20 protein-coding genes are annotated in these 23,240 nt (G+C 58.1%); 5 read left to right on the top strand and 15 right to left on the bottom strand.

The features are described from left to right. Positions 1-126 precede the first annotated feature (126 nt). The 4 genes from QD208_RS14245 to QD208_RS14230 are packed head-to-tail and all read left to right on the top strand — an operon-like array spanning position 127 to position 5,439. Positions 127-2,283 carry a CDP-glycerol glycerophosphotransferase family protein gene (locus QD208_RS14245; protein WP_279837214.1) on the top strand — a complete coding sequence of 719 codons (2,157 nt, stop codon included), beginning with the start codon at positions 127-129 and terminating at the stop codon, positions 2,281-2,283. Beyond that, complete coding sequence (locus QD208_RS14240; protein WP_347882004.1) at positions 2,271-2,732, top strand: adenylyltransferase/cytidyltransferase family protein; 462 nt, start codon at positions 2,271-2,273, stop codon at positions 2,730-2,732. Before QD208_RS14245 ends, QD208_RS14240 begins: the two co-directional genes overlap by 13 nt. 19 nt (positions 2,733-2,751) lie before the next feature. Further along, complete coding sequence (locus QD208_RS14235; RefSeq protein ID WP_347882003.1) at positions 2,752-4,137, top strand: undecaprenyl-phosphate glucose phosphotransferase; 1,386 nt, start codon at positions 2,752-2,754, stop codon at positions 4,135-4,137. Between the two features lie 18 nt (positions 4,138-4,155). Further along, complete coding sequence (locus tag QD208_RS14230; protein ID WP_279837212.1) at positions 4,156-5,439, top strand: hypothetical protein; 1,284 nt, start codon at positions 4,156-4,158, stop codon at positions 5,437-5,439. Positions 5,440-5,549: 110 nt separating this feature from the next. On the opposite strand, the gene QD208_RS14225 is transcribed toward QD208_RS14230, so the two are convergent. The 12 genes from QD208_RS14225 to QD208_RS14170 form a co-directional block, all read right to left on the bottom strand. Beyond that, a complete protein-coding gene (locus QD208_RS14225; RefSeq protein WP_279837211.1) occupies positions 5,550-7,136 on the bottom strand; it encodes an aldehyde dehydrogenase (NADP(+)) in 1,587 nt (528 codons plus the stop codon). 42 nt (positions 7,137-7,178) lie between these two features. Continuing rightward, positions 7,179-8,261: an amidohydrolase family protein gene (locus QD208_RS14220; RefSeq protein ID WP_279837210.1), complete on the bottom strand. Its 1,083-nt coding sequence runs from the start codon at positions 8,259-8,261 to the stop codon at positions 7,179-7,181. Positions 8,262-8,304: 43 nt separating this feature from the next. Next, the gene (locus QD208_RS14215; RefSeq protein ID WP_279837209.1) at positions 8,305-9,240 is read right to left on the bottom strand and encodes a YncE family protein; all 936 of its coding nucleotides are present in this window, start codon (positions 9,238-9,240) and stop codon (positions 8,305-8,307) included. A 101-nt stretch (positions 9,241-9,341) separates the two neighbouring features. Further along, on the bottom strand, positions 9,342-10,394 hold the full coding sequence (locus QD208_RS14210; RefSeq protein ID WP_279837208.1) for a TRAP transporter substrate-binding protein: 1,053 nt from the start codon (positions 10,392-10,394) through the stop codon (positions 9,342-9,344). Between the two features lie 146 nt (positions 10,395-10,540). Continuing rightward, positions 10,541-11,821, bottom strand: a complete 1,281-nt coding sequence (locus QD208_RS14205; RefSeq protein ID WP_192837780.1) for a TRAP transporter large permease subunit — start codon at positions 11,819-11,821, stop codon at positions 10,541-10,543. After that, a complete protein-coding gene (locus QD208_RS14200; RefSeq protein WP_279837207.1) occupies positions 11,818-12,504 on the bottom strand; it encodes a TRAP transporter small permease in 687 nt (228 codons plus the stop codon). The genes QD208_RS14205 and QD208_RS14200 overlap by 4 nt, the downstream gene beginning before the upstream one ends. A gap of 158 nt (positions 12,505-12,662) precedes the next feature. Then, complete coding sequence (locus QD208_RS14195) at positions 12,663-13,691, bottom strand: TRAP transporter substrate-binding protein (RefSeq protein WP_279837206.1); 1,029 nt, start codon at positions 13,689-13,691, stop codon at positions 12,663-12,665. Between the two features lie 68 nt (positions 13,692-13,759). Beyond that, complete coding sequence (locus QD208_RS14190) at positions 13,760-14,794, bottom strand: amidohydrolase family protein (protein WP_279837205.1); 1,035 nt, start codon at positions 14,792-14,794, stop codon at positions 13,760-13,762. A gap of 38 nt (positions 14,795-14,832) precedes the next feature. Continuing rightward, positions 14,833-15,831 (bottom strand): TRAP transporter substrate-binding protein, encoded by a 999-nt coding sequence (locus QD208_RS14185; protein ID WP_279837203.1) that lies wholly within the window; start codon positions 15,829-15,831, stop codon positions 14,833-14,835. 182 nt (positions 15,832-16,013) lie between these two features. Continuing rightward, positions 16,014-17,027, bottom strand: a complete 1,014-nt coding sequence (gene araD1 / locus QD208_RS14180; protein WP_279837202.1) for an AraD1 family protein — start codon at positions 17,025-17,027, stop codon at positions 16,014-16,016. A gap of 10 nt (positions 17,028-17,037) precedes the next feature. Beyond that, the gene (locus QD208_RS14175; RefSeq protein ID WP_024952543.1) at positions 17,038-18,210 is read right to left on the bottom strand and encodes an L-rhamnonate dehydratase; all 1,173 of its coding nucleotides are present in this window, start codon (positions 18,208-18,210) and stop codon (positions 17,038-17,040) included. Between the two features lie 60 nt (positions 18,211-18,270). After that, positions 18,271-19,299 carry a 4-hydroxythreonine-4-phosphate dehydrogenase PdxA gene (locus QD208_RS14170; protein ID WP_279837201.1) on the bottom strand — a complete coding sequence of 343 codons (1,029 nt, stop codon included), beginning with the start codon at positions 19,297-19,299 and terminating at the stop codon, positions 18,271-18,273. A gap of 224 nt (positions 19,300-19,523) precedes the next feature. Between QD208_RS14170 and QD208_RS14165 the strand changes: the two genes are divergently transcribed. After that, entirely contained in the window at positions 19,524-20,252 is a 729-nt protein-coding gene (locus tag QD208_RS14165; RefSeq protein WP_054556160.1) for a FadR/GntR family transcriptional regulator, read from the top strand. Positions 20,253-20,397: 145 nt separating this feature from the next. On the opposite strand, the gene QD208_RS14160 is transcribed toward QD208_RS14165, so the two are convergent. From QD208_RS14160 to QD208_RS14150, 3 genes are all read right to left on the bottom strand, one after another. Then, positions 20,398-21,021 carry an XRE family transcriptional regulator gene (locus tag QD208_RS14160; RefSeq protein WP_279837200.1) on the bottom strand — a complete coding sequence of 208 codons (624 nt, stop codon included), beginning with the start codon at positions 21,019-21,021 and terminating at the stop codon, positions 20,398-20,400. A 250-nt stretch (positions 21,022-21,271) separates the two neighbouring features. After that, on the bottom strand, positions 21,272-21,652 hold the full coding sequence (locus QD208_RS14155; RefSeq protein WP_216060339.1) for a nuclear transport factor 2 family protein: 381 nt from the start codon (positions 21,650-21,652) through the stop codon (positions 21,272-21,274). Positions 21,653-21,797: 145 nt separating this feature from the next. Next, a complete protein-coding gene (locus QD208_RS14150; RefSeq protein ID WP_279837199.1) occupies positions 21,798-23,174 on the bottom strand; it encodes an FAD-binding oxidoreductase in 1,377 nt (458 codons plus the stop codon). Positions 23,175-23,240 lie beyond the last annotated feature (66 nt).

The following is a 23,240-nucleotide window of genomic DNA, read 5'->3' as shown; positions in this document are numbered from 1 at the left end:
TACTAACAGCTGTATTTATACTTTTAGTATCCAGAATGTTATTTCAAGCAATGCAGCGATATGCGATTGAAGCAATCTACATAGAAGCTTTAAAGAACTAATACGTTACAAACATGGGTGTTTTAGATGAGTATAGTGGTTAGTGTGATCATACCAGCTTATAATGCTGAAAACTATATAGATAGGTGTTTAAATAGTGTTTTGAATCAATCATTTTCTAATTTTGAGCTGTTAGTAGTTAATGATGGATCTTGTGACAACACGTTAAATATCGTGCAATCTTATAGTGATAGAATAAATAACCTCAAAGTTTTTGACGTAAAAAATGGAGGACAAGGAAAAGCAAGAAATATTGCGTTGAATGAAGCTATTGGTGATTATGTATTTTTCCTGGATGCAGATGACGAAATAGTTGAACTTGCAATAGAGAAATTAGTAAATAATGCTGAAGAAAATAATTCTGATGTAGTAGTTTGTGATTATCATTTTAAAAATGAAGAAAATAACTATTTTGGTTATAGTAATTTTCCGGCTTTGTTTGAGAACACTTTCTTGGATAAAGAAAGTATAAAAAAATTATTAACAAGGACATTGTTTCCAGTTAACAAGTTATACAGAAGGCAATATATATTAAATAATCACATATCCTTCGGTGAAGGTTATATATACGAAGATATTGAATTTGGTGTCGGAGCTTTGTGTAGTGGTGGAGTTATAACATATTCTCCTTTTCCCTTGTATGTGATAAATGTTAACAGTAATTCTACAACTAAAAAAGATTATAATACAACCAAGCATAGCGATGGGTTTATAAAAGCCATCGAAAATAGTATTGCTAAACACGATCAAGTAATTGAGGGTTATTCCTCAGTATTCATAAAAAATATGTTTTCTAAGGCATATTTTTATACTATCGTACAAGGCAGGATCCCTAAAAAACAATATTATGATTTCTCAATAAGTTTACTATCAGCATTAAGCCCCATAGCGGGTGGCGAAGCCACTAAAAAGCTAGGGCGGAGGTATAGATATCCTCTGGATCTTGTTAATAATTATAATTTCATGGCATCGTGTGCATTTTACACCTTAAATTGGTTGCATAGGACAAAAAAGAAATCTTTATCTCCCTCGGCCTATATTGCGAATTTAGTTAAAGGACTGTTTACAAAGCCTCACGTTTCATCCTCTCTCTCTATAAAAGATAATGTACTGCTTTTCCATGGATTTAATGGCTCTATAAAAGGAAATACTAAATACCTATTGATGCAAGCGGATAGTTTAAATGAAAATTTAGAGATATATGTCCTTGTTGATGATGAAAGCCTAATACCAGATGTGCCACTTAGACGCAATATCAATTACGTGATTAAAGGTACGCCAGAGTATAAAAGTGTTCTTGGTATTGCAAAATTTCATATATTTGAGACTTGGGTACCGAATAATCTTGAAAAGAAAGAAGGTATGGTTTGGATACAGCTATGGCATGGCTCACCAATAAAAAGGATGCTCTTTGATAGTGACGAAAGATTTATCATGAAAAAAACTAAAAAACATAAGCTAAGAAAGTTCCATGATTTATTACGCTGGGATTACATACTATCTCAAAATCATTTTTGTACCGATAAAATTAGGTCATCCTTCCAAATATCGAAGGATAAGATTTTAGAGTTTGGTTATCCCAGGAATATTAATATACATCAATCTAAAATAGAAACGCTCAGACTAAAATATCAAAGCATGGCTGGTAATGATAAGCCAATTTTACTTTATGCTCCAACTTGGCGAGATTACAATCAGTATGGCTATGGAAATGATCTATCATACATGCCCAAGTTTGGTTGCTCCGGGCTCATGGATAAATATACTATAATTTATTGCGGCCATTCATTCGGCAGCGATTTATTAGATAAAGATGTTATAGTTAAAGATGTGCTAGATGATATACAAGAGTTAATTTATGTGGCAGATGTTTTAGTTACAGATTATTCATCAATCTTATTTGATTGGTTGCCCACTAAGAAAAAGTTCGTGTTATTGTGGAACGATCAGCAACTATTTAAATATGCTAGAGGAATATATCCAGAAATAGAAAGAGATTTTTCTGATTTCATTGTAGATTCTGATTTTAAAATTCATAACCTGTTAAAAACTGATGATAAAAGCATTGATAATATAGAAAAATATATAGAGTTTTCTGAGAAAAGTAGTGATCGACTTATTGAAATGATTAATAGTCTTAGTCAACAAAAAGCTCATGACAAGGATGTGAAATGGAAAAGGTAGTAATAACCTATGGTACATTCGATATGTTCCATGTCGGACATCTCAATCTTTTGAAGCGTCTCAGTGAGAGAGGTGATCGTTTGATAGTGGGTGTATCGACAGACGAGTTCAACTTGCTTAAAGGCAAAAAGACTCTAATTCCTTATGATCAGCGTGCCAAGATCGTGGAAGCTATCGATTGTGTGGATCTCGTTATTCCTGAAAATGACTGGGAGCAAAAAGTACGTGACGTCAAAGAATATAAAGTTGATACTTTTGCGATAGGAGAAGATTGGAAAGGTGAGTTCGATTTTCTGCAGGAATACTGCGAAGTATTATACTTAGAGCGCACTAAGGATATATCCACGACGGATCTGAAGCGCTCACTAAAACGGTTCTTGTCGATCCCTCATGAAGATCTAATCAAGGCTTTCGAAGTCCTAGAATTACTTCGTCGAGATCTTGAATAATGATGATGTTACAAACGCTATGAAAGTACAAAATCACGTATTGAGTGGTTACACGATGTATACCACTGAATTAGTACGCTTAGTAGATTTCTGTATCATAGTTCTGGCTGGTTTCAGTGCCCACTTGCTACATTTTGGTAGCTTAGACATATCCGAGCGTTATGGTTGGGGAATACTGCTAGGAGCTATATTGGCTTTGCTGGTCTTGCCGCATTTTAACATCTATCGTTCTTGGCGGGGCCAGGTTCGCTTCCGGCTGGTCTTTCAGATCGTAGCTGGATACATGATGTTAGGAGGGCTATTGGCCTTGGTAATGTTCATGACCAAGACAGGCGACAAGTTCTCACGCTTATGGGTAGGCTATTGGATGGTCAGTGCAACGGCCTATTCAGTATTGATTCGGGCGATTGCCTACCCGGTCTTGAACCGTTTGAGAGCGAAGGGTAAGAATCGCAAGAGCGTGCTTCTTATAGGAGATGCTTTGACGTGTCTGAGTGCAGCTCGTCAGCTAGCCTATGTCCCTACAGCAGGCTTTGATGTTGAGAGGGTCATATTGACTGGTGGCATTGAGGCTTGGAAATGGAGCTCGATCAGACCAGAGGTGTACCGGCCCGACCAGCAGATCGTCCACGAGGAGCAGGAAGTCTGGATCTGTCTCCCATTGACGCAAGGTAACCTGGTTCGCGATATACAGTCAGAGTTGAGCTTGACGACCTGTAATGTACGCTATATGCCAGATATGCGTGATTTTCGTCTAATCAATCATGACGTCTCTGATGTTGCTGGCCTATTCATGCTTGACCTGAGTTGTGCTCGCATGTCGCTTGGAGCAAAGCTTCTCAAGTGGATCGAGGATCGCCTGTTGTCATTGATGATCGTGATTCTGCTGTCTCCTTTATTGGCGCTTATCGCGCTAATAGTGAAATGTACTTCTGCGGGTCCTGTGTTCTATACCCAGGAAAGGGTCGGGCTGAATGGTAAGCCCTTCAAAATGCTGAAATTCCGCTCCATGCCAGTTGATAGCGAAAAGGGTGGGGTGCAGTGGGGAAATGCCCAGGCGAAACGAACGACCCTTGTGGGCAGGTTACTTCGCAAGACCAGTCTGGATGAGTTGCCGCAGTTCCTAAACGTGCTCAAAGGTGACATGTCAATCGTGGGGCCGCGTCCGGAACGCACGATCTTCGTCGAAAAACTTCGTCACGAAATTCCTGGTTATATGCAAAAGCACATGGTCAAGGCCGGTATCACGGGCTGGGCACAGATCAATGGTTGGCGAGGCGATACGGACCTGGCCAAGCGAATTGAATGCGACCTGTGGTATGTAGAGCATTGGTCATTATGGCTGGACTTACGTATCATCATGCTGACTCTCTTCAAGGGCTTGATCCACAAACATGCGTACTGACACATTGGTGAAAGTGAAATGAATATCGAAGTCGAAAAATCCTATCGGCTTCTACGGTTTTTGAATAAACCACGCCACCCATTACTTCGTTATCCTTTGGCCTTGTTATCTGGCATTGGTGTGTGGATGTTGGGTGCGCCTTTGGCCGTAGCGACAGACAGTATCAAGCTGGCATCGCGAAGCAATGGATTGAAAATCGTCGTGCGGCGCGGCATCTGGTTTGCGCATACCGGGTGGCTGCCAGTGTCGACCAGATCTGATTTCTTTTTCGATATTTCTGAAGAAATGTCTACCAAGGCGGCCGATCGCCTCATTGCCTGGTTGGCTGACAACCGGCGCATCACTGACTTTGAGCGCCATATCTGGCAGGCTGATCTGCATGGTGGGAAGCTGGAAAAAGCCGATTTCTCAGAGTGTGATAATGATCGTGATACGTCTACCAGCAGTCTAGTCATCACTCCGCAAGACTCTCTCTGGCAATATGACCAATCCTTCTGCGCCAGCGTCAATCATGCATTGTCGATCATCAGCGCTACCATGGAAAATCCGACAGTAGCACCTGTTGTGGCACATAAATTCCAGAAGTCAGCGCAGTCGTTTGACAAGAATGATGCCTATCGTACGATCAACGATTGCGATAGTTTGATGAGTAGTCTTGAGTGGCCTTGGTATGTCATCAGTGGCACGCTTCTTGGAGCCGTGAGAGAGAAGGATTTCCTGGGACATGACTACGATATTGATATCGGTGTCGACGCCAAGTACTTCGATATCAAGCAACTTCGCGATGCTGTTGCTGAATCCGATAATACCTGGTTCATAAAATCTGAAAGTTATTGTACTTTTCGGGAAGTCGTATCCGAGAGTGCAGTGAAATATTCGCGGTTGACTCAGCCGATACTTGTCAAACTCGTGCACCATACCGGCCTTGTCGCTGACCTTTTTGTTCATGTGCAAGAGGGGAACGTCGTCTGGCATGGCTCCGCTATCCATCGATGGGATAACTCGGAGTTTTCATTGACTGACTACACCTTGGGTAGTCAGGTAGTCAAAGGTGCCGAGGATGCAGATCGTTACTTGACTGAGAACTATGGCGATTGGCGCACTCCCGTGACGCGTTTCGATTGTAGCATCGATCCGCCCAATATCCGTTATTCTCGGACTGCTCGTTCAATTACGTACTTGAGCAAGGTCATTTATCGCTACCTGCTTGACGGTGATGTCAAGAAAGCAAGTCAATATCTCTCTGCATTAGAAAGCGATGGGATGCTCTTCAGGCAAGACGGTATCTATCGTTATTGCTAGAGGATCGCGAACATTCGGCTTCTCGCATCTGGGAATGCTGTATGTATCGCCTAACTGTATCAAGGACAAGAATGACAGAAGCCCGCCAAATTGGCGGGCTTTTTTGTTTGTCATCGCATGACCTGATGCTCGCCATCCACCAGTCGACTGATGCCGGAGGGCGCGTCGTGCTTGAGCTCCGGTGGCAGCAGGGCATCCGGCAGGTCCTGATAGCAGACCGGGCGCAGGAAGCGGTGAATCGCGGCGGTGCCCACCGAGGTGGTGCGGCTATCGGAGGTGGCGGGCCAGGGGCCGCCGTGGACCATGGCGTCACAGACTTCGACCCCTGTCGGCCAGCCATTGACGAGGATGCGCCCGGCGCGGCGCTCCAGCACCGGCAGCAGCTGACGTGCGGCGTCGTGATCGGCGTCATCCAGGTGCAGAGTGGCGGTCAGCTGGCCTTCCAGCGCGCTGCAGACCTGCTTGAGCTGAGCGAGATCATCGCATTCGATGATCAGCGAGCTGGAGCCGAAGACTTCCGCCTGCATGGCCTCATTGGCCAGGAAGTCACTCGCCTGAGTGCTGAACAGCTGGGTCTGGCAGGGGCTGGCGATGGGAGAGTCGCTTTCGCCACTGGCCAGGCAGGTGATGCCGGGCTGTGAGGACAGGCTCGCCACGCCCTCGGTATAGGCCTTGTGGATGCCCGGCGTCAGCATGGTCTGCACCGGACTTGCCTTGATGGCGGGAATGGCGGCTTGCTTGAAGCGCTCCAGTGCTTCGCCCTTGACGGCCAGCACCAGCCCCGGGTTGGTGCAGAACTGACCGGCGCCCATGTTGAGCGAGCCGACGAATGCGCTGCCCAGCGCTTCGCCGCGGGCTTCCAGTGCGGCCGGCATCAGGATGACCGGGTTGATGCTGCTCATCTCGGCATAGACCGGAATCGGCTGCGGGCGCGCCTGAGCGAGGGCCAGTAGAGCGGTGCCACCACTGCGCGAGCCGGTAAAGCCGACCGCCTGGATCTCGGGATGCTTGACCAGCGCCTGGCCGACCTCATTGCCCGGGCCGAACAGTAGTGAGAAGACGCCTTCCGGCATCTCGCAACGCTTGGCGGCGCGCGCCACGGCCTGACCGACCAGTTCCGAGGTGCCCGGGTGGGCCGAGTGTCCCTTGACCACCACTGGGCAGCCCGCGGCCAGCGCGGAAGCGGTATCGCCTCCGGCCACCGAGAAGGCCAGCGGGAAGTTGCTGGCCCCGAAGACGGCCACCGGGCCCAGCGGGACCTGACGCTGGCGCAGGTCGGCACGCGGCAGGGGGGCACGTTCCGGCAGCGCAGGATCGACGCGCACATCCTGCCATTCACCGCGGCGCAGTACCTTGGCAAACAGCTTGAGCTGTCCGCAGGTGCGGCCGCGTTCACCGTTCAGGCGTGCCTCGGGCAGGCCGGTCTCCTGCATGGCGCGCTGGGTCAGGGTGTCGCCCAGTGCATCGATTTCCTCGGCGATGGTCTCGAGGAAGATGGCTCTCGCGTCGGGCGACGTGGCGCGATAGGCATCGAAGGCCTGGCTGGCCAGCTGGCAGGCCTCTTCCACCGTACTCGCGTCGGCACCCGGATAGGCAGGCTTCAGACGCTCACCCGTGGCCGGATTGATGGCGTGGATCGCCTCGCCCTGAGCGGCGAAGCTGCGTTGTCCGATAAGCTGATGACCGTTGAGTGACATCGTGTCTTCTCCTTGATAAGTGAAGCCCTGAGGCAGGTTGAGTCAGGCCGTGGGTGTCGTGTGGGTTGCAGTAGAGGTTGCAGTAGAGGTTGCAGTAGAGGTTGTAGTAGAAGTTGCGGTAGAGCTGGGGGCAGCGGCAGCGTCCGTAGGCGATGCGATAGCGGAGATCGGCAGTCGGTACCAGTGGATGGCGTTGTCGTGCAGTACCTTGTCGAGCGTGCGCTGGCGCAGGTCGGTACTCGTCATCTGTTCAATGGCGCTGGTCACCAGCGTTAGCCAGTCGCCATAGCTGACCTTGAGGCCGGAGACCGGGAAGTTGCTGGCGAACAGACAGCGCTGGGCACCGAAGATATCCAGTACTTCACACAGCAGCTCGCGATTGGCGCCGGCATCCCAGGCATGCCAGGGCGTGCCCAATTCCGACAGCTTGACGCCGACATTCGCGTTGTCGGCAAGCGCCCGCATGCCTGCGCGCCATTGGGCAAGGCCTTCTGGCGTGCGATCCCACGGCAGCCCGCTGTGGTTGAGGATGACGCGCAAGCCGGAGAAGTCCGCAAGCGTCGCGGCCGCCTCTTCAAGATGCCAGGCGGGCACGCGCAGGTCCCAGCTCAGGTCACGCTCCTTGAGCAGCGCCAGTCCCTCGCACCAGCGCGGGTCCTGCAGACTGCCGCTGGTGCCCGCCACCGATTGGCGGGTCTGCGGCGTGGCAGCGGTGACCGGCTTGGCGCGCACGCCACGAAACAGTGCCGATTCACATTGAGCGTCCAGCTGTGCGGCGCACGCATCACTGCCGAAGGCCGCCCAGCCGACATGCGCGCTGGGTAGCGCATGAGTGGCCTGCTGTCGGGTGATCCAGCGCGTCTCTTCCAGTGCCTGCGAGCGTGCGGCCTCGGCTTCACAGTGCACACTGCCCACCAGCCGGAAGCCCTCAGGCACCAGGCGCTTCAAGTCCGCGGCCACAAAGGGTCGGCGGATCGCGGCGTAATCGCCGAGAAAGAAGTTCTCCACCGGCGACTCTTCCAGCCAGGGGTACGCCACCTGGCCATCCAGTGCCCAGAAGTGATGGTGCGCATCGATCAGCGGCTGACTGTGTGAAGGCTCGTGCCTGAATGTGGTATCCGTCATGACTGGCTCGTGTCCTGGTTGGAAGCATCAAGTGCCGATTGACTCAGTGGTCACGCACCAGCAGGCAGGACACGTCCGGCTCGGCGCGTGTCGCGAAGCTTCTGCGTACCTGGCCGCTCTCCAGATCCAGCACCGCGATGCGATCGCCCTTGAGCGAAACGAAGGCTTGCTCGCCATCCGGGTGGAAGCTCATCGCGATGGGAATCGCCTCAAGCTGGATGGTGCCCAGCGGCGCCAGCGCCTCATCGAACAATGACAGCGAGCTTTCCCCGTAATTGGTGGTGATCAGGCGCCCCTTGGGGTCACGGTAGATACGGTTGGGATCTCGACCGGTGGTCGCCGAGGCGCGCACGGTCATCGATTCGGTATCCACCGCCACGATGCTGTCGTCATCGCGGTTGCTGATGAACAGGGTACGGCCATCGGCGGACAGACTGTTGCCCTCCGGCTTGCGGCCGGGAATCATCGCGATGGGCGTGAAGGTGGCATCGTGAGGTTTGAACTTGGTGATGGTATTGCTGAGCAGATTGATGCCGTAGGCCCAGTCGCCCGTCTTGGTGAGCGCGAACAGGTGGGTCTTGTAGCCACCGGAGGACACGGCCAGATCCGGCGTGGTCTGGGTCAGGGGCGTGTTGAACAGCAGCAGGGTGTTGTGGCCTTCGCTCATGGCGTAGAGGCGGTCCTGGTCATCGATGCCCAGGCCGTGGATACGATAGTACGGCCAGGTGCTGAGCGTATTGATCAGCGTGAAGGTCTCGAGATCGACCACGAACACCGAGCAGCCGCCCTGGTCGCCGATACAATCGGCACCGAGGATGCCGTAGTGACCCACGAAGGCGTAGCGGCCGGTGGAATCCACCACGAACTCATGCGGGTAATCCGGCAGGCGCAGATGGTGGAGTTCCTCGCCGCTGGTGGCGTCGAACAGGCTCAGGGTGTGTGCGCATTTCTGGTTGAGCAGCAGAACATCTCGGGACATGACATTTCTCCAATCAGCGAGGGTGCCGTCAGGGCCTGGTTATCAAGGACTTGCGCCCTCGCTGGGGTGACAGATAGGGAAATCGAAAAAGCGCTTGTGCGTTACTGAGTCACGGCGGCCGTGGTCTTCTGCGTGCCTTGCGGCTCGACCTTGGCATCAACACCGACATCGGCGCTGGCCTGGCTGGCGCCCTGAATGGCATCGATCCAGTCGCGACCATTGGCGGCGATATAGCTGTCCCAGGTCGGCAGCACGACCTTCTGGAAGGCGGAGGTATCGACATCGGTCTCGATCTTCATGCCCTTGTCGGCCAGTTCAGCGAGAATCTTCTGCTCGTTCTTCGCGTTCAGTTCACGCTGATAATCGCCGGCTTCGCGCGCCGCGCTTACCAGTACCTGCTGATATTCTGGTGACAGGCTTTCGAACTTGTCGTCGTTCATCACCATCAGCAGCGAGGTGTAGGCTTGGTTGGTCAGTGACAGGTAGTCCTGGACCTCATAGAAGCCCGCCGACCAGACGATGCTGATCGGGTGGTCCTGCGCGTCGACCGTGCCGGTTTCCATCGCGGTGTAGAGCTCACCCAGCGGCATCGGCACCGGATTCGCTCCCAGCAACGAGAAGGCCTCGATCAGCGACTTGTTGGAGTTGGTGCGCATCACCAGGCCATCGACATCGGCGGGGGTCTTGATCGGGTGTTTGGAGTTGGTCATCGCGCGGAAGCCGACTTCCCAGAAGGCCAGGCCCTTGAGGTTGTCTTCCTTGAGCAGAGCCAGGGCATCGTCGCCGACCTTGCCGTCCAGCACCTGATAGGCCGTCTGGCGGTCTGGGAAGATGTAGGGCAGATCGAAGGCGCCCAGCGCCGGCTTAAGGCCCGCGAAGTTGGGGTTGCCGGACATCTCGATATCGATGGTGCCGCTGCGCACACCGGCGATCATCTGCTGGTCGCCCCCGAGCACACCATTGCCGAAGATGTTGACGGTGATCTCGCCACCCGTGCCTTCCTTGACCAGCTCGGCGAAGCGCTCGGCCGCCTGCTGCTGGGTATCGGTGGTCGGGGCGGCGTGGGCCAGCTTGAGCGTCATCTGGGCATGGGCAGCACTCAGAGGGGTGATCAACAGCAGGCTGGCGAGGGTCGTCTTGATCATGGGTGTCATTGAATGGCTCTCTTGTTGTCTTTGTTGGCGGCTGTCTTTGTTGGCTGCTGTCTTAGCGGGCGACTGTCTAAGCAAGCGGCGTGTCGTTGGCGTCTTGCCTTCTTTCTGTCGTCTTTTGCGGCTTCGTGGTTTTGGTTGTCACGGAGTTAGTCGGTCATCCAGTAAAGCGGCGCGGTGATGATCTGCGGGAAGGCGACGAACAGCAGCAGAATCACCACATAGGCGAGGGCGAAGGGCGCGACGCCACTCACCGCCTTCTCGAACTTGAGGTTGCCGACGCTGGTGATCACGTTGAGCACGTTGCCGACTGGCGGGGTGATCAGGCCGATGGCGCAGTTGAGGACGAACATGATCCCGAAGTAGACCGGGTCGATGCCGGCCAGCTTGACGATGGGCATCAGGATCGGCGTGAGCACCAGAATGGTCGGCGTCAGGTCCATCACCATGCCGACCACCAGCACGATGCCCATGATGGCGAGCATCAGGATGCGCGGGTCATCGGCGAGCGGCTGCAGCAGTCCGGCCACCATCAGCGGCAGCTGGGCGATGCTGATCAGCCAGGAGGCGACCATCGCCGCGGCGACCAGGAACATCACGATGGCGGTGCTGCGGGCGGCCTGGGCGAGCACGGCGTAGAGTTGGCTGAGGTCGAGTTCGCGGTAGACCACGGTGGCGACGAAGATGGCGTAGACCGCCGCGACCACACCGGCCTCGGTCGGGGTGAAGATGCCGCTCTTGATGCCGCCGATGATGATGACCGGCAGCATGATGGCCCAGAAGCTGTCCTTGAGTGCCTTGAGGCGCTCACGCCCGCTGGCCTTCTTCGTGACCACCAGATCTTCCTTGCGCGTCATGAACAGCCACATCACCACCAGGGTCACGCCCATGATCAGCCCCGGCACGATGCCGGCGAGGAACAGCTTGCCGATGGAGATGCCACCGGCGACCCCGATGATGATCAGCGGAATGGAGGGCGGAATGATCGGGGCGATGATGCCACCGGCGGCCATCAGGCCGGAGGAGCGGCCCAGCGGGTAGCCGGCCTTGCGCATCATCGGCAGCAGCATGCTGGCCAGCGCCGCGGTATCGGCGACGGCAGAACCGGACAGGCTGGCCATGACGATGGCGGCGAAGATGGCCACGAAGCCGAGCCCGCCCTTGCGATGGCCCACCAGTGACATCGCCAGCGTGACGATGCGCTGGGAAAGGCCGCCGCGCGACATCACTTCGCCGGCGGTGAGGAAGAAGGGAATGGCCAGCAGGGTGTAGCTGTCGGCGCCATTGACGAGGTTCTGGGCCAGGATCTGCGAGTTGAACAGATCCAGATGCAGCATCAGCACGATGGCACTGACCAGCAGAGCGAAGGCGATGGGGAGGCTCAGGCCGATGGCGGCCAGCAGGGAGCCGAGGAAGAGCCCGATGGTCATGGCGTATCTCCTTGCGAATCAGAGGCATGGCTCGGCGCGACGCGCGGCGTGACAGCATGCAGTGCCAGCGGCGTCAGCAGACGCCAGAGCAGAATCAGGGACATCAGCACGCCCGCCATCAGGCCGGCGAGATAGAAGACGCCGACCGGAATGCCGCTGATGGGAGAGAGGTTGCTCCAGTTGAGCACCGTCTGGGCATAGCTGCCCTTGAGCAGCATCAGGCAGCAGCCGAGCATCGCCAGGGTCACCAGCCGATCAAGCCCGGCGCGCATGGTCGCTGGCAGCTTGTCGGCGAAGGTATTGACGCTCAGGTGCTCCTGACGGATCAGCGCCGTGACCGCGCCCATGAAGGTGACCCACACGAACAGGAAGCGGGACAGCTCGACACTGATCGAGATGCCGCTGTTGAAGCCGTAGCGCAGCACCACATTGACGAACACCAGTACGATCATCGCCACCAGCGCCAGCACCATCAGCAGGGTCAGGGTCTTCTCGAGTCCCTTGAACAGCGCCGTGATGCCGACGGCAATGTTCGAGGGGGCGGCCGTGTCCTGCGTAGCTGCCGTGTCCTGCGGAGCTGTCTTTTCCTGCTCGGCGCCAGCGGCCTTGCGGGACTCGGCGTGCGTGGCAGAGGGCGGTTTGATCGACATGGATAACGGCATCTCTTGGGTCAGTTTGTTCATGGTGTCATCCCCGAAGGAGGCATCTCGATGACAGTGCGGCAGCGCTGTCATTGCGCCCCTCTGGTTGCAGCGAAAAGGGCGCTGCCGCGTGTCGGTGGCTGGGACTGATGTCAGGGGCTGATGACACAGGCGCTGATGACCGGGGCTGATGAAAGTGTTCAGCGCGCGTCGGCCAGGGCAGTCTGGAACTGCGTCACCACGTCTGCGTCAAGCGCCTGGGTGTGCTGCTCGATCACCGGTGCCAGAGCCTCACGCATGCGCTGGCGCTCACTGTCCGCGACCACGTTGACGGCCATCTTCTTCTCAAGGGCACTCAGCAGCTCCTCGTTCAGGGCGCGGCTCTGTTCGCGCTGATAGAGCGTGGCTTCACGGGCGGCCTCGCGGACCAGCTGGCGCTGCGCCTCATCGAGTGACTCCATGAAGCCTGCCGAGGCGACCAGCACCAGGGCGTCATAGGCATGCGCGGTGCGCGAGAGGTACTTCTGGACCTCGAAGAAGCGCTTGGCGTGGATCACGGTGTAGGGGTTTTCCTGGCCATCCACCGTGCGGGTCTCCATGGCGGTAAACAGCTCATTGACCGACATGGGCACGGCGTTGGCATTCAGCCCATTGAAGAGGTCGATGTAGAGCGCGTTCTGCATGGTGCGAATCTTGAGGCCTTCGATGTCCTCGAGCGTCTCGATGGGGCGGCGGCTGTTGGTCATGTGACGGAAGCCGTTCTCCCAGTACTCGAGTGCCACCAGCTGCTTGTCATCGAGACTTGCGAGCAGGACTCGCCCGGCCTCGCCATCCAGCACCGCGTCCGCATGTGCACTGTCATCGAACTGGAAGGGCAGGCTGACGATGTTGAAGTCAGGATTGAGACTGCTGAGGGTCGCGGTGGACGGTACGGTGAAATCCAGGGTCCCGGACTGCAGCATCGAGGTCATGTTGACGTCGTTGCCCAGAATGCCGTTGGAGAACACCTTGACGGTGATCTCGCCGTCGGATCTTTCCTCGATGAGTTGTGCGAACTTCTTGGCCCCCAGCGTCTGCGGGTGGGCATCCGGCAGGCTGGTGCCCATGCGCGCGGTGATCTCGGCGTGGGCAGTGGTCGCGAAGGTCAGCATCAGTCCCAGCGCGGAGACCGTCTTGAGCAGGGCTTTGTTGAAGAGAGCTTTATGGGACAGGGCGTGGCGGGTAAGCATGGCGAATTCCTTGCAGGTTGTTGTTATAGAGGCTGTCGTTGTGGCAATCGCTCTCGTGGCGGTCGTCGTCATTCCGGCCAAGCGGTAGCGTTCAAGCGGTAGCGGCGCACGGCGTTGCCACAGAACAGCTTGAGGCGGTGTTCGGGACTCAAGGAGCGGCTGAGGTCCTTGAAGGCCTGCAGCAGCGTATCGAGTGAGGTCACCAACCCATCGACCGGGAAGTTGCTGGCGAACATCACGCGGTGGACCCCGAAATGGCGCAGCACGATGGCAAAGACCTCACGGTTGTCTTCCAGCCGCCAGGGCTGACCCGCGATGCCGAGTCCCGAGAACTTGATCATCACCTGTGGCCAGGCGGCGACCTTGGCGAGGGCCCGTGACCACTGACGCAGGGTGGCGGGATGACGGTCACCGGGCACACCGGCGTGATTGATCACCACCGGCATCTCGGGATGGCGGTCCAGCAGTGGCAGCAGTTCCTCGAGGTGCCACCAGGGCACCTGCAGCTCGAAGATCAGCCCGCGACGCGCGACTTCACTGACGCCGTACTGATAACGCGGGCAGCGCAGCGAGCCGGGCATGGCGTGGGTGGCAAGCCTCGGATCGAGACGTTCCAGCGCGGCCGGCTTGTGGCGAATGCCCATGACCAGGCTGCCCTTGGGGGAACGTGGCTCACACAGCGTTGCGAGTTGCTCGGCGATGTCGTCCTGATCCAGCCAGGCCTGGGCGATCATGGCATTCGGCCAGCCGGTCTCGCGGGCAGTCTCCTCGACCCAGCGCACTTCCTTGAGCGCATCGCCCCGCGCCCATTCCGCTTCCATGTAGACGCAGCCCATCACGCGATGCGCCTCTCCCGCCGCCATGAGGTGTTCGGCGGGCAGGTAGGGGCGACGAATCGCGGCATAGTCGCCGTAGCGGAAGGCAATCATCGGCTCATCGCACAGCCAGGGGTGGTAATTGCGCGTCGGGTCCCAGACATGCATGTGGGCATCGATGATCGGCAGGGCATCATCCTGCTGCGTGGCCAGATAGCGCTCGCGTTGCTCGCCCAGTTCGGCAAGAGACGCAGGCATCACCGGGGATTGGAGTGAGTCAGAGAGCATGGCGAGCTTCCTTCCAGTGGCGAGTCAGGCGAGCGTGATCAGTGGGCGAGAGCGGCGTCGATGCGTTCCAGCAGCTCGCTGCCGTGCTTGGCGGTGAACTCGGCGCGCACCGGCTCGGCGACCTTGGACCGCATGCTGGCGGTATCGGGTTCGCGCACGACCTGCATGCCCTGTTCCTCGAGGAAGGCCAGATCGCCCTGTTCATTGTCATGATTGAGCTGGCGCTGATAGCGGGCCGCTTCGCGGGCTTCTTCCTTGATCAGCGTCTGCAGTTCGGGTGCCAGGCTGTCGAACGTCTGCTTGTTCATGATCAGGGGCGCGGCGGTATAGGCATGCGCGGTCAGCGACAGATGGTCCTGCACCGAATACAGGTTGGCGGAGCGAATCAGGCTGACCGGATTCTCCTGGCCATCCACGGTGCGGGTTTCCAACGCGGTATAAAGCTCCGCGAAGGGCATCGGGGTCGGGTTGGCGCCAAGGGCCTGGAAGGCGGCGATATGCGCCGGGTTCGGGGTGGTGCGCAGCGTCAGGCCGCTGATGTCATCGGCGGTCTCTACCGCGCGGCGCGAGTTGGTCAGGTTGCGGAAGCCGATTTCCCAGAAGGCGAGCCCTTCGATCTGCTGAGGCTGCATGGCAGTCAGCAGGTTCTGACCGACCTCGCCGTCCAGTACCTGATAGGCCTGTTCGCGGGTATCGAACAGGAAGGGCAGGTCCAGCACGTTGAGTTCGCTGACCAGACCACTGAAGTAGGGATTGCCGGAGAGCTCCAGATCGATGGTGCCGCTGCGGACACCGGAAATCATCGCCTGGTCATTGCCCAGCTGGCCGTTGGGGAAGATCTTGACCGTCAATTCTCCCGCACTGCGCTCGGCGAGACGTTCGGCGAAGCGCTCGGCGGCCAAATGCTGCGAATCGGTGACCGGGTGGGCATGCGCGAAGGTCAGTGAGGTGGCGGCAGTGGCGGTGCCTGTCATCGCCAGGCTGAGCAGGGCGGCGGACAGGAGGGTGGCGGTGGTGTGGTGGCGTGAGGTTGTCATGGCGAAACCCTTTTCTCGTTATTGTCGTGAAGCGTTGGCGGCGTGGTGACGCTGGTGCTGCTGGTGTTGCTGGTGTTGCTGGTGGTGCTGGTGGTGCTGGTGGTGCCGGGATCAGGGCCGTGTGATGGCGGGGTTCTCAAGACCCTGATCCTTGCTCTACTTGTTGTGTTGATCGGCAGTGTTCACAGCACTGCCATGACGGATGGCTGTTCCGCTTGGTTGTCGTGGGACTCGAAGGTGACCGGGTTGCGCAGCGCGCGTCCGAAGGCCGGCAGTTCGATCTCGAAGCGGTCTCCTTCCTGCACCTTGATCTGGTCGGCGAAGCTCAGCGTGGCGGTGCCGAAGAAGTGCACATGCAGGTCTCCGGGCGCGCGGAACTGGGCGTACTTGAAGTGGTGGTGTTCCAGGTTGGCCAGGCTGTGGGCCATGTTGGCCTCACCGGTCAGGAAGGGCTTCTCCCACAGGATCTGGCCTTCGCGGGTGATGCGGCTGGTGCCTTCCAGGTGTTGGGGCAGTTCGCCGATCAGCAGCTCAGGCCCGTAGCTGCAGGCGCGCAATTTGGAGTGAGCCAGCCACAGGTAGTTGGCGCGCTCGGTGATGTGGTCGGAGAATTCGTTGCCCATGGCGTAGCCGATGCGGTGCGGCTGGCCATTGGCATCGTTGAGGTACAGGCCGACCAGTTCGGGCTCTTCGCCGGCATCCTCGGCGAAGGCCGGCACGCTGATCGCGGTTTCCGGCGCGACCACGATGCTGCCATCACCCTTGTAGAACCATTCCGGCTGCGCGCCGACCTGGCCCGCGGCGGGCTTGCCACCCTCGAGGCCCATGCGGAACATGCGCATCGAGTCGGTGACATTGGCGTCATTCTCGCTCTGTGCCTGGGCGGCGGCATGCATGGCATCGCGGGTGTCAGCACTGCCCAGGTGGGTCAGGCCGGTGCCGGTGACGGTGCAGCGCGCGCGGTCGGGGTGGGTGACCGGCGGCAGCAGTTCGCGGCGATCGATCGCCTGCTTGTAGTCGACCAGGGTGTGCGAGTAGTGCTGTTCGATCAGCGCGCTGAGCCCGATGCCCAGCTCGATGGCGCGGGTGGCCAGCTCATAGGTGCCACCGGGGAAGTCGAGCAGGCGCAGCTGGTCACGGCTTTCGACCACGGCGACCCGCGGGCCATTGGCGGTGCGAAGTTGGACGAGTCTCATGATGGCTTCCTCACTCGATGATGTTGAACTGATCGAAGTAGTCGCTGTTCAGCTCGAGGCCCAGCCCCGGGGTCTCTTCGTCGAGGTCGATGAAGCCGTTCACCGGCTCAGGGTCACCCTTGAAGATGTAGTAGAAGAGCTCGTTGCCGATCTCGACATCGTGCACCGGGAAGTACTCGCTCATCGGTGAGGCCAGTGAGGCCATGGTCAGGTGGTAGTTGTGCATCTGGCCGGCGTGCGGGATGACCGGCACGCTGAAGGACTCGGCGAGGGCGTTGATCTTGCGCGCGGCGGTGATGCCTCCGACCCGGTTGGTGTCGTACTGGATGACGGAGACGGCGCGCTTTTCCAGCAGCTGGCGGAAGCCGTAATGGGTGAATTCGTGCTCGCCGCCGGAGATGGGAATGCTGGTCAGCTGATTGAGTTCGGCGTAGCCATCGATGTCATCGGCGATCACCGGCTCTTCCAGCCAGCGTGGCTGGAAGCGTTCCAGCTTCGGCAACATGCGCTTGGCGTAGTCCAGGTTCCAGCCCATGTAGCACTCGAGCATCAGGTCGACATCCTCGCCGATGACTTCGCGCACGGCGGCCACGCTATCCAGGTTGGCACGCACGCCCTCGACCCCATCACGCGGACCGTAGCCGAAGCGCATCTTCATGGCGGTGAAGCCTTGATCCAGATAGGACTGGGCCTCTTCCTGCATGCCCTTGAGGTCGGTGCGGTAGAGCTTGGAGGCGTAGCAGGGGATCTTCTCCTTGGTGCGCCCGCCCAGCAGCTTGAAGACCGGCTTGCCGACCGCCTTGCCCATGATGTCCCAGATGGCGATGTCGACGCCGGAGATGGCGGCCATGCCGATGCCCTTGCGGCCCCAGGCGTGGGTGGAGCGGTACATGCGCTGCCACAGGTATTCGTAGTCGAAGGGGTCCTGACCGATGATCAGCGGCGTGAGGTACTGATCGATGATCGCCTTGGCGATGCGCGGCGCCAGCGCCACGTTGCCCAGCCCGACCAGGCCGTTGTCGGTCTCGATCTCCACTACCGTCCAGCCGTGGAAGCGGAAGGTGCCCATCGAGTCGCCCTTGTCCCACAGCTCGTCCATGGCGTTGGAGCAGAAATGGGCGGTCGGGGGCACGGTGTGGCCTTTCCATTCGAAGACGCGGGTTCTGACGTTGGTGATCTTCATCGAATTATCCTTGTTGTGGATGGCGTTGATTCAGGTTCATGAGCGAGAGGCGCAAGCGCATCAGGCAGAAGCGGTCTCGAGACGCAGTGCACGCAGGTTGGTGCCCATGCGCTTGGCGATCGCGAAGGCATTGCGGGTCGGGTTGACGTCCGCCTTGCCCTGACCGGCGATGTCGAAGGCGGTGCCGTGGGCCGGCGTGGTGATGGGGATAGGCAGGCCGCCCTGGACGGTGACGCCGGAATTGAAGCCCAGCAGCTTGATCGCGATCTGTCCCTGGTCGTGGTACATGGTCACGATGGCGTCGTACTCGCCATCGCGCGCCTTGAGGAAGATGGTGTCGGCCGGGAAGGGGCCTGCGACCGGGTAGCCCTGTTCATTGCAGCGCGTGACGGCCGGCGCGATGACGTCGATTTCCTCGCGGCCACAGGTGCCACCTTCGCCACCGTGGGGGTTGAAGGCGGCGACGGCGATGCGCGGGCGTTCGAAACCGGCCAGTTTCAGCGAGTCATGAATCAGCTGGCTGGCGGCGATGATGCGCTCCTGGGTGACGTACTCGGCGGCGTCCTTGAGCGGAATGTGCGAGGAGATGCGCGAGGTCCACAGCGTCCCCAGGGTGTTGAACTCGCAGAAATAGCCCTCGACTCCCAGTTTCTCGGCGAAGAAGTGCAGTTCATCTTCATGCCCCAGACCGCCTTTCTTCATCGACAGCTTGTTGAGCGGCGCGAAGCAGATGGCGTCGACTTCCTCGTTCTGGGCCGCTTCCAGGCAGCGAGACAGCACCGCGAGGGTCGAGGCGCCACAGGCGTCGCTTTCCTCGGCCAGCGTCACCTCCTGCTGCACCACGCTTTCCACCAGCATCAATGACAGGCCTTCATGCTGGCGGGCCTCGGCGAAGCTTGCGACGCGCGGCAGCTGGGTGAAGAGACCGGCCTGGCGTTGGCCCTGCTCCCACAGCCACTGATCGCCGACCAGCACGCTGTGGGTCTCGGCGAATTGCTCGGGTTCCGCGACCAGGCGCGCGATCAGCTCCGGGCCGATACCGGCGGGGTCACCAAGGGTGAGGGCAATGACAGGGCGTGTTGCGGACATGTGAATTCCAGCCTTGTGAGAGTTGGCGTTGTTGTTGGTTTCTTCAATCAATTCGCACTTTATGGTCTGCTGGTTGGTTTACCGGACCAGTTGAGATAAAAATTAGCCGAGCCCACGCTGATCGGTCAAGGTTTTCTCGAAAATTGCGACCATGGTCGGTTTGTGGATGCGTGATATGCGGTTGTCGGTTATGCTGGTATGAAATCTATACCAGTGGAGGCTGCATGAAGCAGACGCCTTTCGCCTTCGAGAAAGCGCTGAAGAATCAGACCAAGAAGGAAATTCTCGCCGACAAACTCATCGAGATGATCCTGACGGGGCTGCTGCGCGATGGAGATGAGCTGCCCAGCGAGCGAGAGCTGGCGCAGTTGTTTGAAGTGAGTCGTGAGACGGTGCGCGGTGGGCTGGCGCTGTTGACGGGCTATGGCCTCTTGAATGTCTCGCACGGTAGCAAGTCACGCGTCTGCGCCAGTGAGGCCGTGATCGACAGCTTCCGCAATCATCCCGCGCGTCAGCAGGGCGATGAGCTCAACAACCTGGATATCGAGAGCGTCTTCGAGAGCCGGATCGTGGTGGAATCGGCCATCGCCCGCCGTGCCGCGCGACATATCGATGAGGTAGGGCTCAAGAAGCTCGACGCCTTGCTGGAGGCCCAGTCACAGCACTTCGACTCGCCGGTGAACTTCCAGCTCTCGGATCAGAACTTCCATCACGTCATCGCCGAATACTCGCGTAACGAGATCCTGATCCGCTATGCCGATGAGCTTTATACCTACGCGCTCAACATCCGTCGCCAGGTCATGGCCGAACACGGCTCGATCAAGCGCAGCTATGAAGAGCATGTGCGTATCGTCGAGGCGCTACGTGCCGGTGACCCGGATGCTGCTGAACGCGCGATGCTCTCGCATATCGACAGCGTCTATTACACCACGCGGGACAAGATGCCCCACTGAGAGGGGGAGATGAATCACGCGGGGTATGAACCAAGAGGGCCATGAAACAGAGCGGGGCATGAAACAGAGCGGGGCATGCATAAGCTGGGTATATAAGTGAAAGCAAGTAAAGCGGCACGAACAAGCGGACCCTGAACGCGATGCCTCAGTATTCCACGCCCGTCATTACCCAGACGATACGGGTCTCGGTCTCGCCGGGGTTGCGAATCCAGTGGGGTTCTTCCCCGGTCAGCGAGAAGCTGTCGCCCGGGTTGAGCAGGAAGACCTGCTCGCCGAGGGTCAGCTCCAGCTGGCCACTTTCCACATAGCCCGCTTCCTCACCGCGCCGCTCACGCGGTGTCTCGCCGCCGCTGCCACCGGGCTGCAGACGGGTCATGATCAGGATGAGCTGACCGCTCAGGCGGGGGGAGAGCAATTCTTCCCGCGCACCGATGGCACCGAGGTTCATGGCACGGCGCTGATCTGCACGCACGATAGTTTCCTGCTCGACCGCCGAATCACTGCCGCCCGGCTGGAAGAACCAGCTGACGCGCACGTCGAGGGCGTCACTCAGCGTCTGTAACACCCCGATGGGCAGCGAGGAGACGCCGCGTTCCACCTGGCTGAGATAGCCGACGGATTTGCCGACGCGTTCCGCCAGTTGGCTGAGGGTCAGCTGGCGGGACTTGCGCAGGTCGCGCAGCTGCCTGCCGATACGGCGGTCTTCCTGTTCTGCATTGCTGAGCGTGCTGCCGGTTGATGCCTGTGAGGAGTCTGAGTCCGTGGTCATCCGGTTTCCTCTTGGCAATGGGAGCTGGCGGTCAATGCGTGGCGTTTCATGTGGATGAAAAGCACGCAGCGGTTTTCATCAGCAAGATTATCAGCATGCGGCGTCGAGAGATAAGCCTGTGTCGTTATCAAATCGTCGTGTCGAGGCGGGTCTTGATAGGGGGTTGAGATCGAGACTTCTGAGATAACGCTTGAGACGCAAAAGGCCAGTCATCGCGACTGGCCTTTTGCGTCTGTGCTGCGCGTGACGATCACGCGGCTGGCGTAAAGGCCGGTCGCTGCTTGCGGAAGGCCTGTTTGCGGGTGATCTTGCCCTTCTCGAGGGTGAAGAGATCCACGCTATCGGCCTCGACACGCAGGCCATCCGGCTGGGTCGCCATGAAGGTGCATTCGGAGACGACGCGCTGATCGGCGAAGAAGAACTCGCCCTTGGCCCACTGCACATCGGGCATGGTCGTCCAGGTATTCACGAAGGCGTCGCGCACGGCGGCCTTGCCGACGATACGCGTGCCGTGCGCCTCATCGCCGGACACGGTATCGAAGACCACATCGTCGGCGAAGTACTCCATGACCTCATCGATGGCGTGGCGATTGAAGGCATCGAACATGGCGGTCATCTGTTCACGATTCATGGTGCGTCTCTCTGGTGCTTGCATGCCAAAGGAGGCATGTCAGTGGGAGGTGTCGCGACGGGATTCGAGAGCGCCGCGGCGTGTCGGGAAGTGATAGCGGGAAGTGATAGGGGCGATCAGTGGCGCAACTCGCGCGGCGCGTGACTCAGCTCACCTTGTCCAGCACCTGGAAATACTTGTAGAGCAGGTGCTGGCCCATGCGCCGGATCGGCCTGAGCGGATGGGCGGGTAGCGGCGAGTTGAAGATCGGCAGATGGACCTCCGGCAGCGACTGCCCGGCGATCAGCGCGGCCAGCTGCCTGGAGGCATAGGCCGAGAACGACACGCCGTTGCCGCTGTAGCCCTGGGAGTAGAAGATCTGCTGCTTGGGGTCTGGCTGCACGATGCGCGGCATCATGTCGTGGGAGATATCCATCCAGCCATGCGAGAACCACGGCGTCTCGATGCCGGCCAGCGCCGGGAACTTGCGCGCGATGGCCTCATGCACCACATCCAGATGCCGGGCGTTCTGCGCATCCGCGCCACTGATGGCACTGCGCGTCCCGATCTGCAGGCGCTTCTCGGGCAGCAGTCGGTAGTAGTGGCGCAGCTTGCGGGTGTCCGTGGCGAAGATGGTGGAATGCAGGCCGCAGGCCTCGATCTCATCGTCGGTCAGCGTGCGCGTCCACACCGAGTTGGCCATGATCGGCATGTTGCGATAGGCGGTCAGCGAGTGAAGGTTGGGGCTGGTATAGCCCGCCGTGGCGATGCCCACCGCGCGAGCCTTGACCGTGCCACCCGGCGTCTGCAGATAGTGGATGCCGTTCTCGGTCGTCCAGTGCTGCACCGGGCTGCTGGTGTGGATTCGGGCGCCATGGCGGCGCGCGATACGCGCATAGCTGTAGGCCAGCTTGAGCGGCTGCACGGCGATGCCCTCTGGCTCCAGCATCGCACCGTGACTCTCCTGATCGCCCATGAAGTCACGATGCACTGACGCGCGGTCCAGCGTTCGGGTCCGGTAGCCGAGGATGTTGTTGCACAGGCGCGATTCGGCCTCGAGATGCTGCATGGCCTGCGGGCTATGGGCGATCAGCAGGTTGCCCAGTGGCTGAGGTTCGCAATCCACCTCCGGGTCCTGGGTCAGGGACTTGAAGACCTCGAACCCCTCCAGGCTATTGGCGTGCAGCTGGCGCGCCATGTCGACGCCCCATTTCCTGACCCACTGGCTGCGGCTCAGGCGCCCCCAGGCCAGATGGCCCTGGCCGCCATTGCGGCTGGTGCAGCCCCAGCCGATCTGATTGGCCTCCAGCACCACTGCCTTGATGCCATGCTCACGCGCCAGGAACATCGCCGTGGCAAGGCCGGTGAAGCCGGCACCGATCAGCACTACGTCGGCCTCCATGTCGTCAGTGACCGGGCCATCATCCTCGGGCGGCGGCCCTGCGTGGTAGCGCCAGTAGCTCGGCGCATAATCCACTCCTTCGCCCGGGGAGCTGTCCTTGAGAGGGTCGTAGTGAGGATTGTAAGGCTGCTTGACAGTCATCGTGGGTCACCATCCGTCTTGTTGTTGGCGATCGTTGTCATTGGTGATCGTTGTTGGTGATCAGTG

Origin of the sequence: Cobetia sp. 29-18-1 (assembly GCF_029846405.1) — a bacterium.
Classification (GTDB): domain Bacteria; phylum Pseudomonadota; class Gammaproteobacteria; order Pseudomonadales; family Halomonadaceae; genus Cobetia; species Cobetia amphilecti.
The sequence above is the reverse complement of the archived record's forward strand: the minus strand, read 5'-3'. Positions and strand labels throughout refer to the sequence as shown.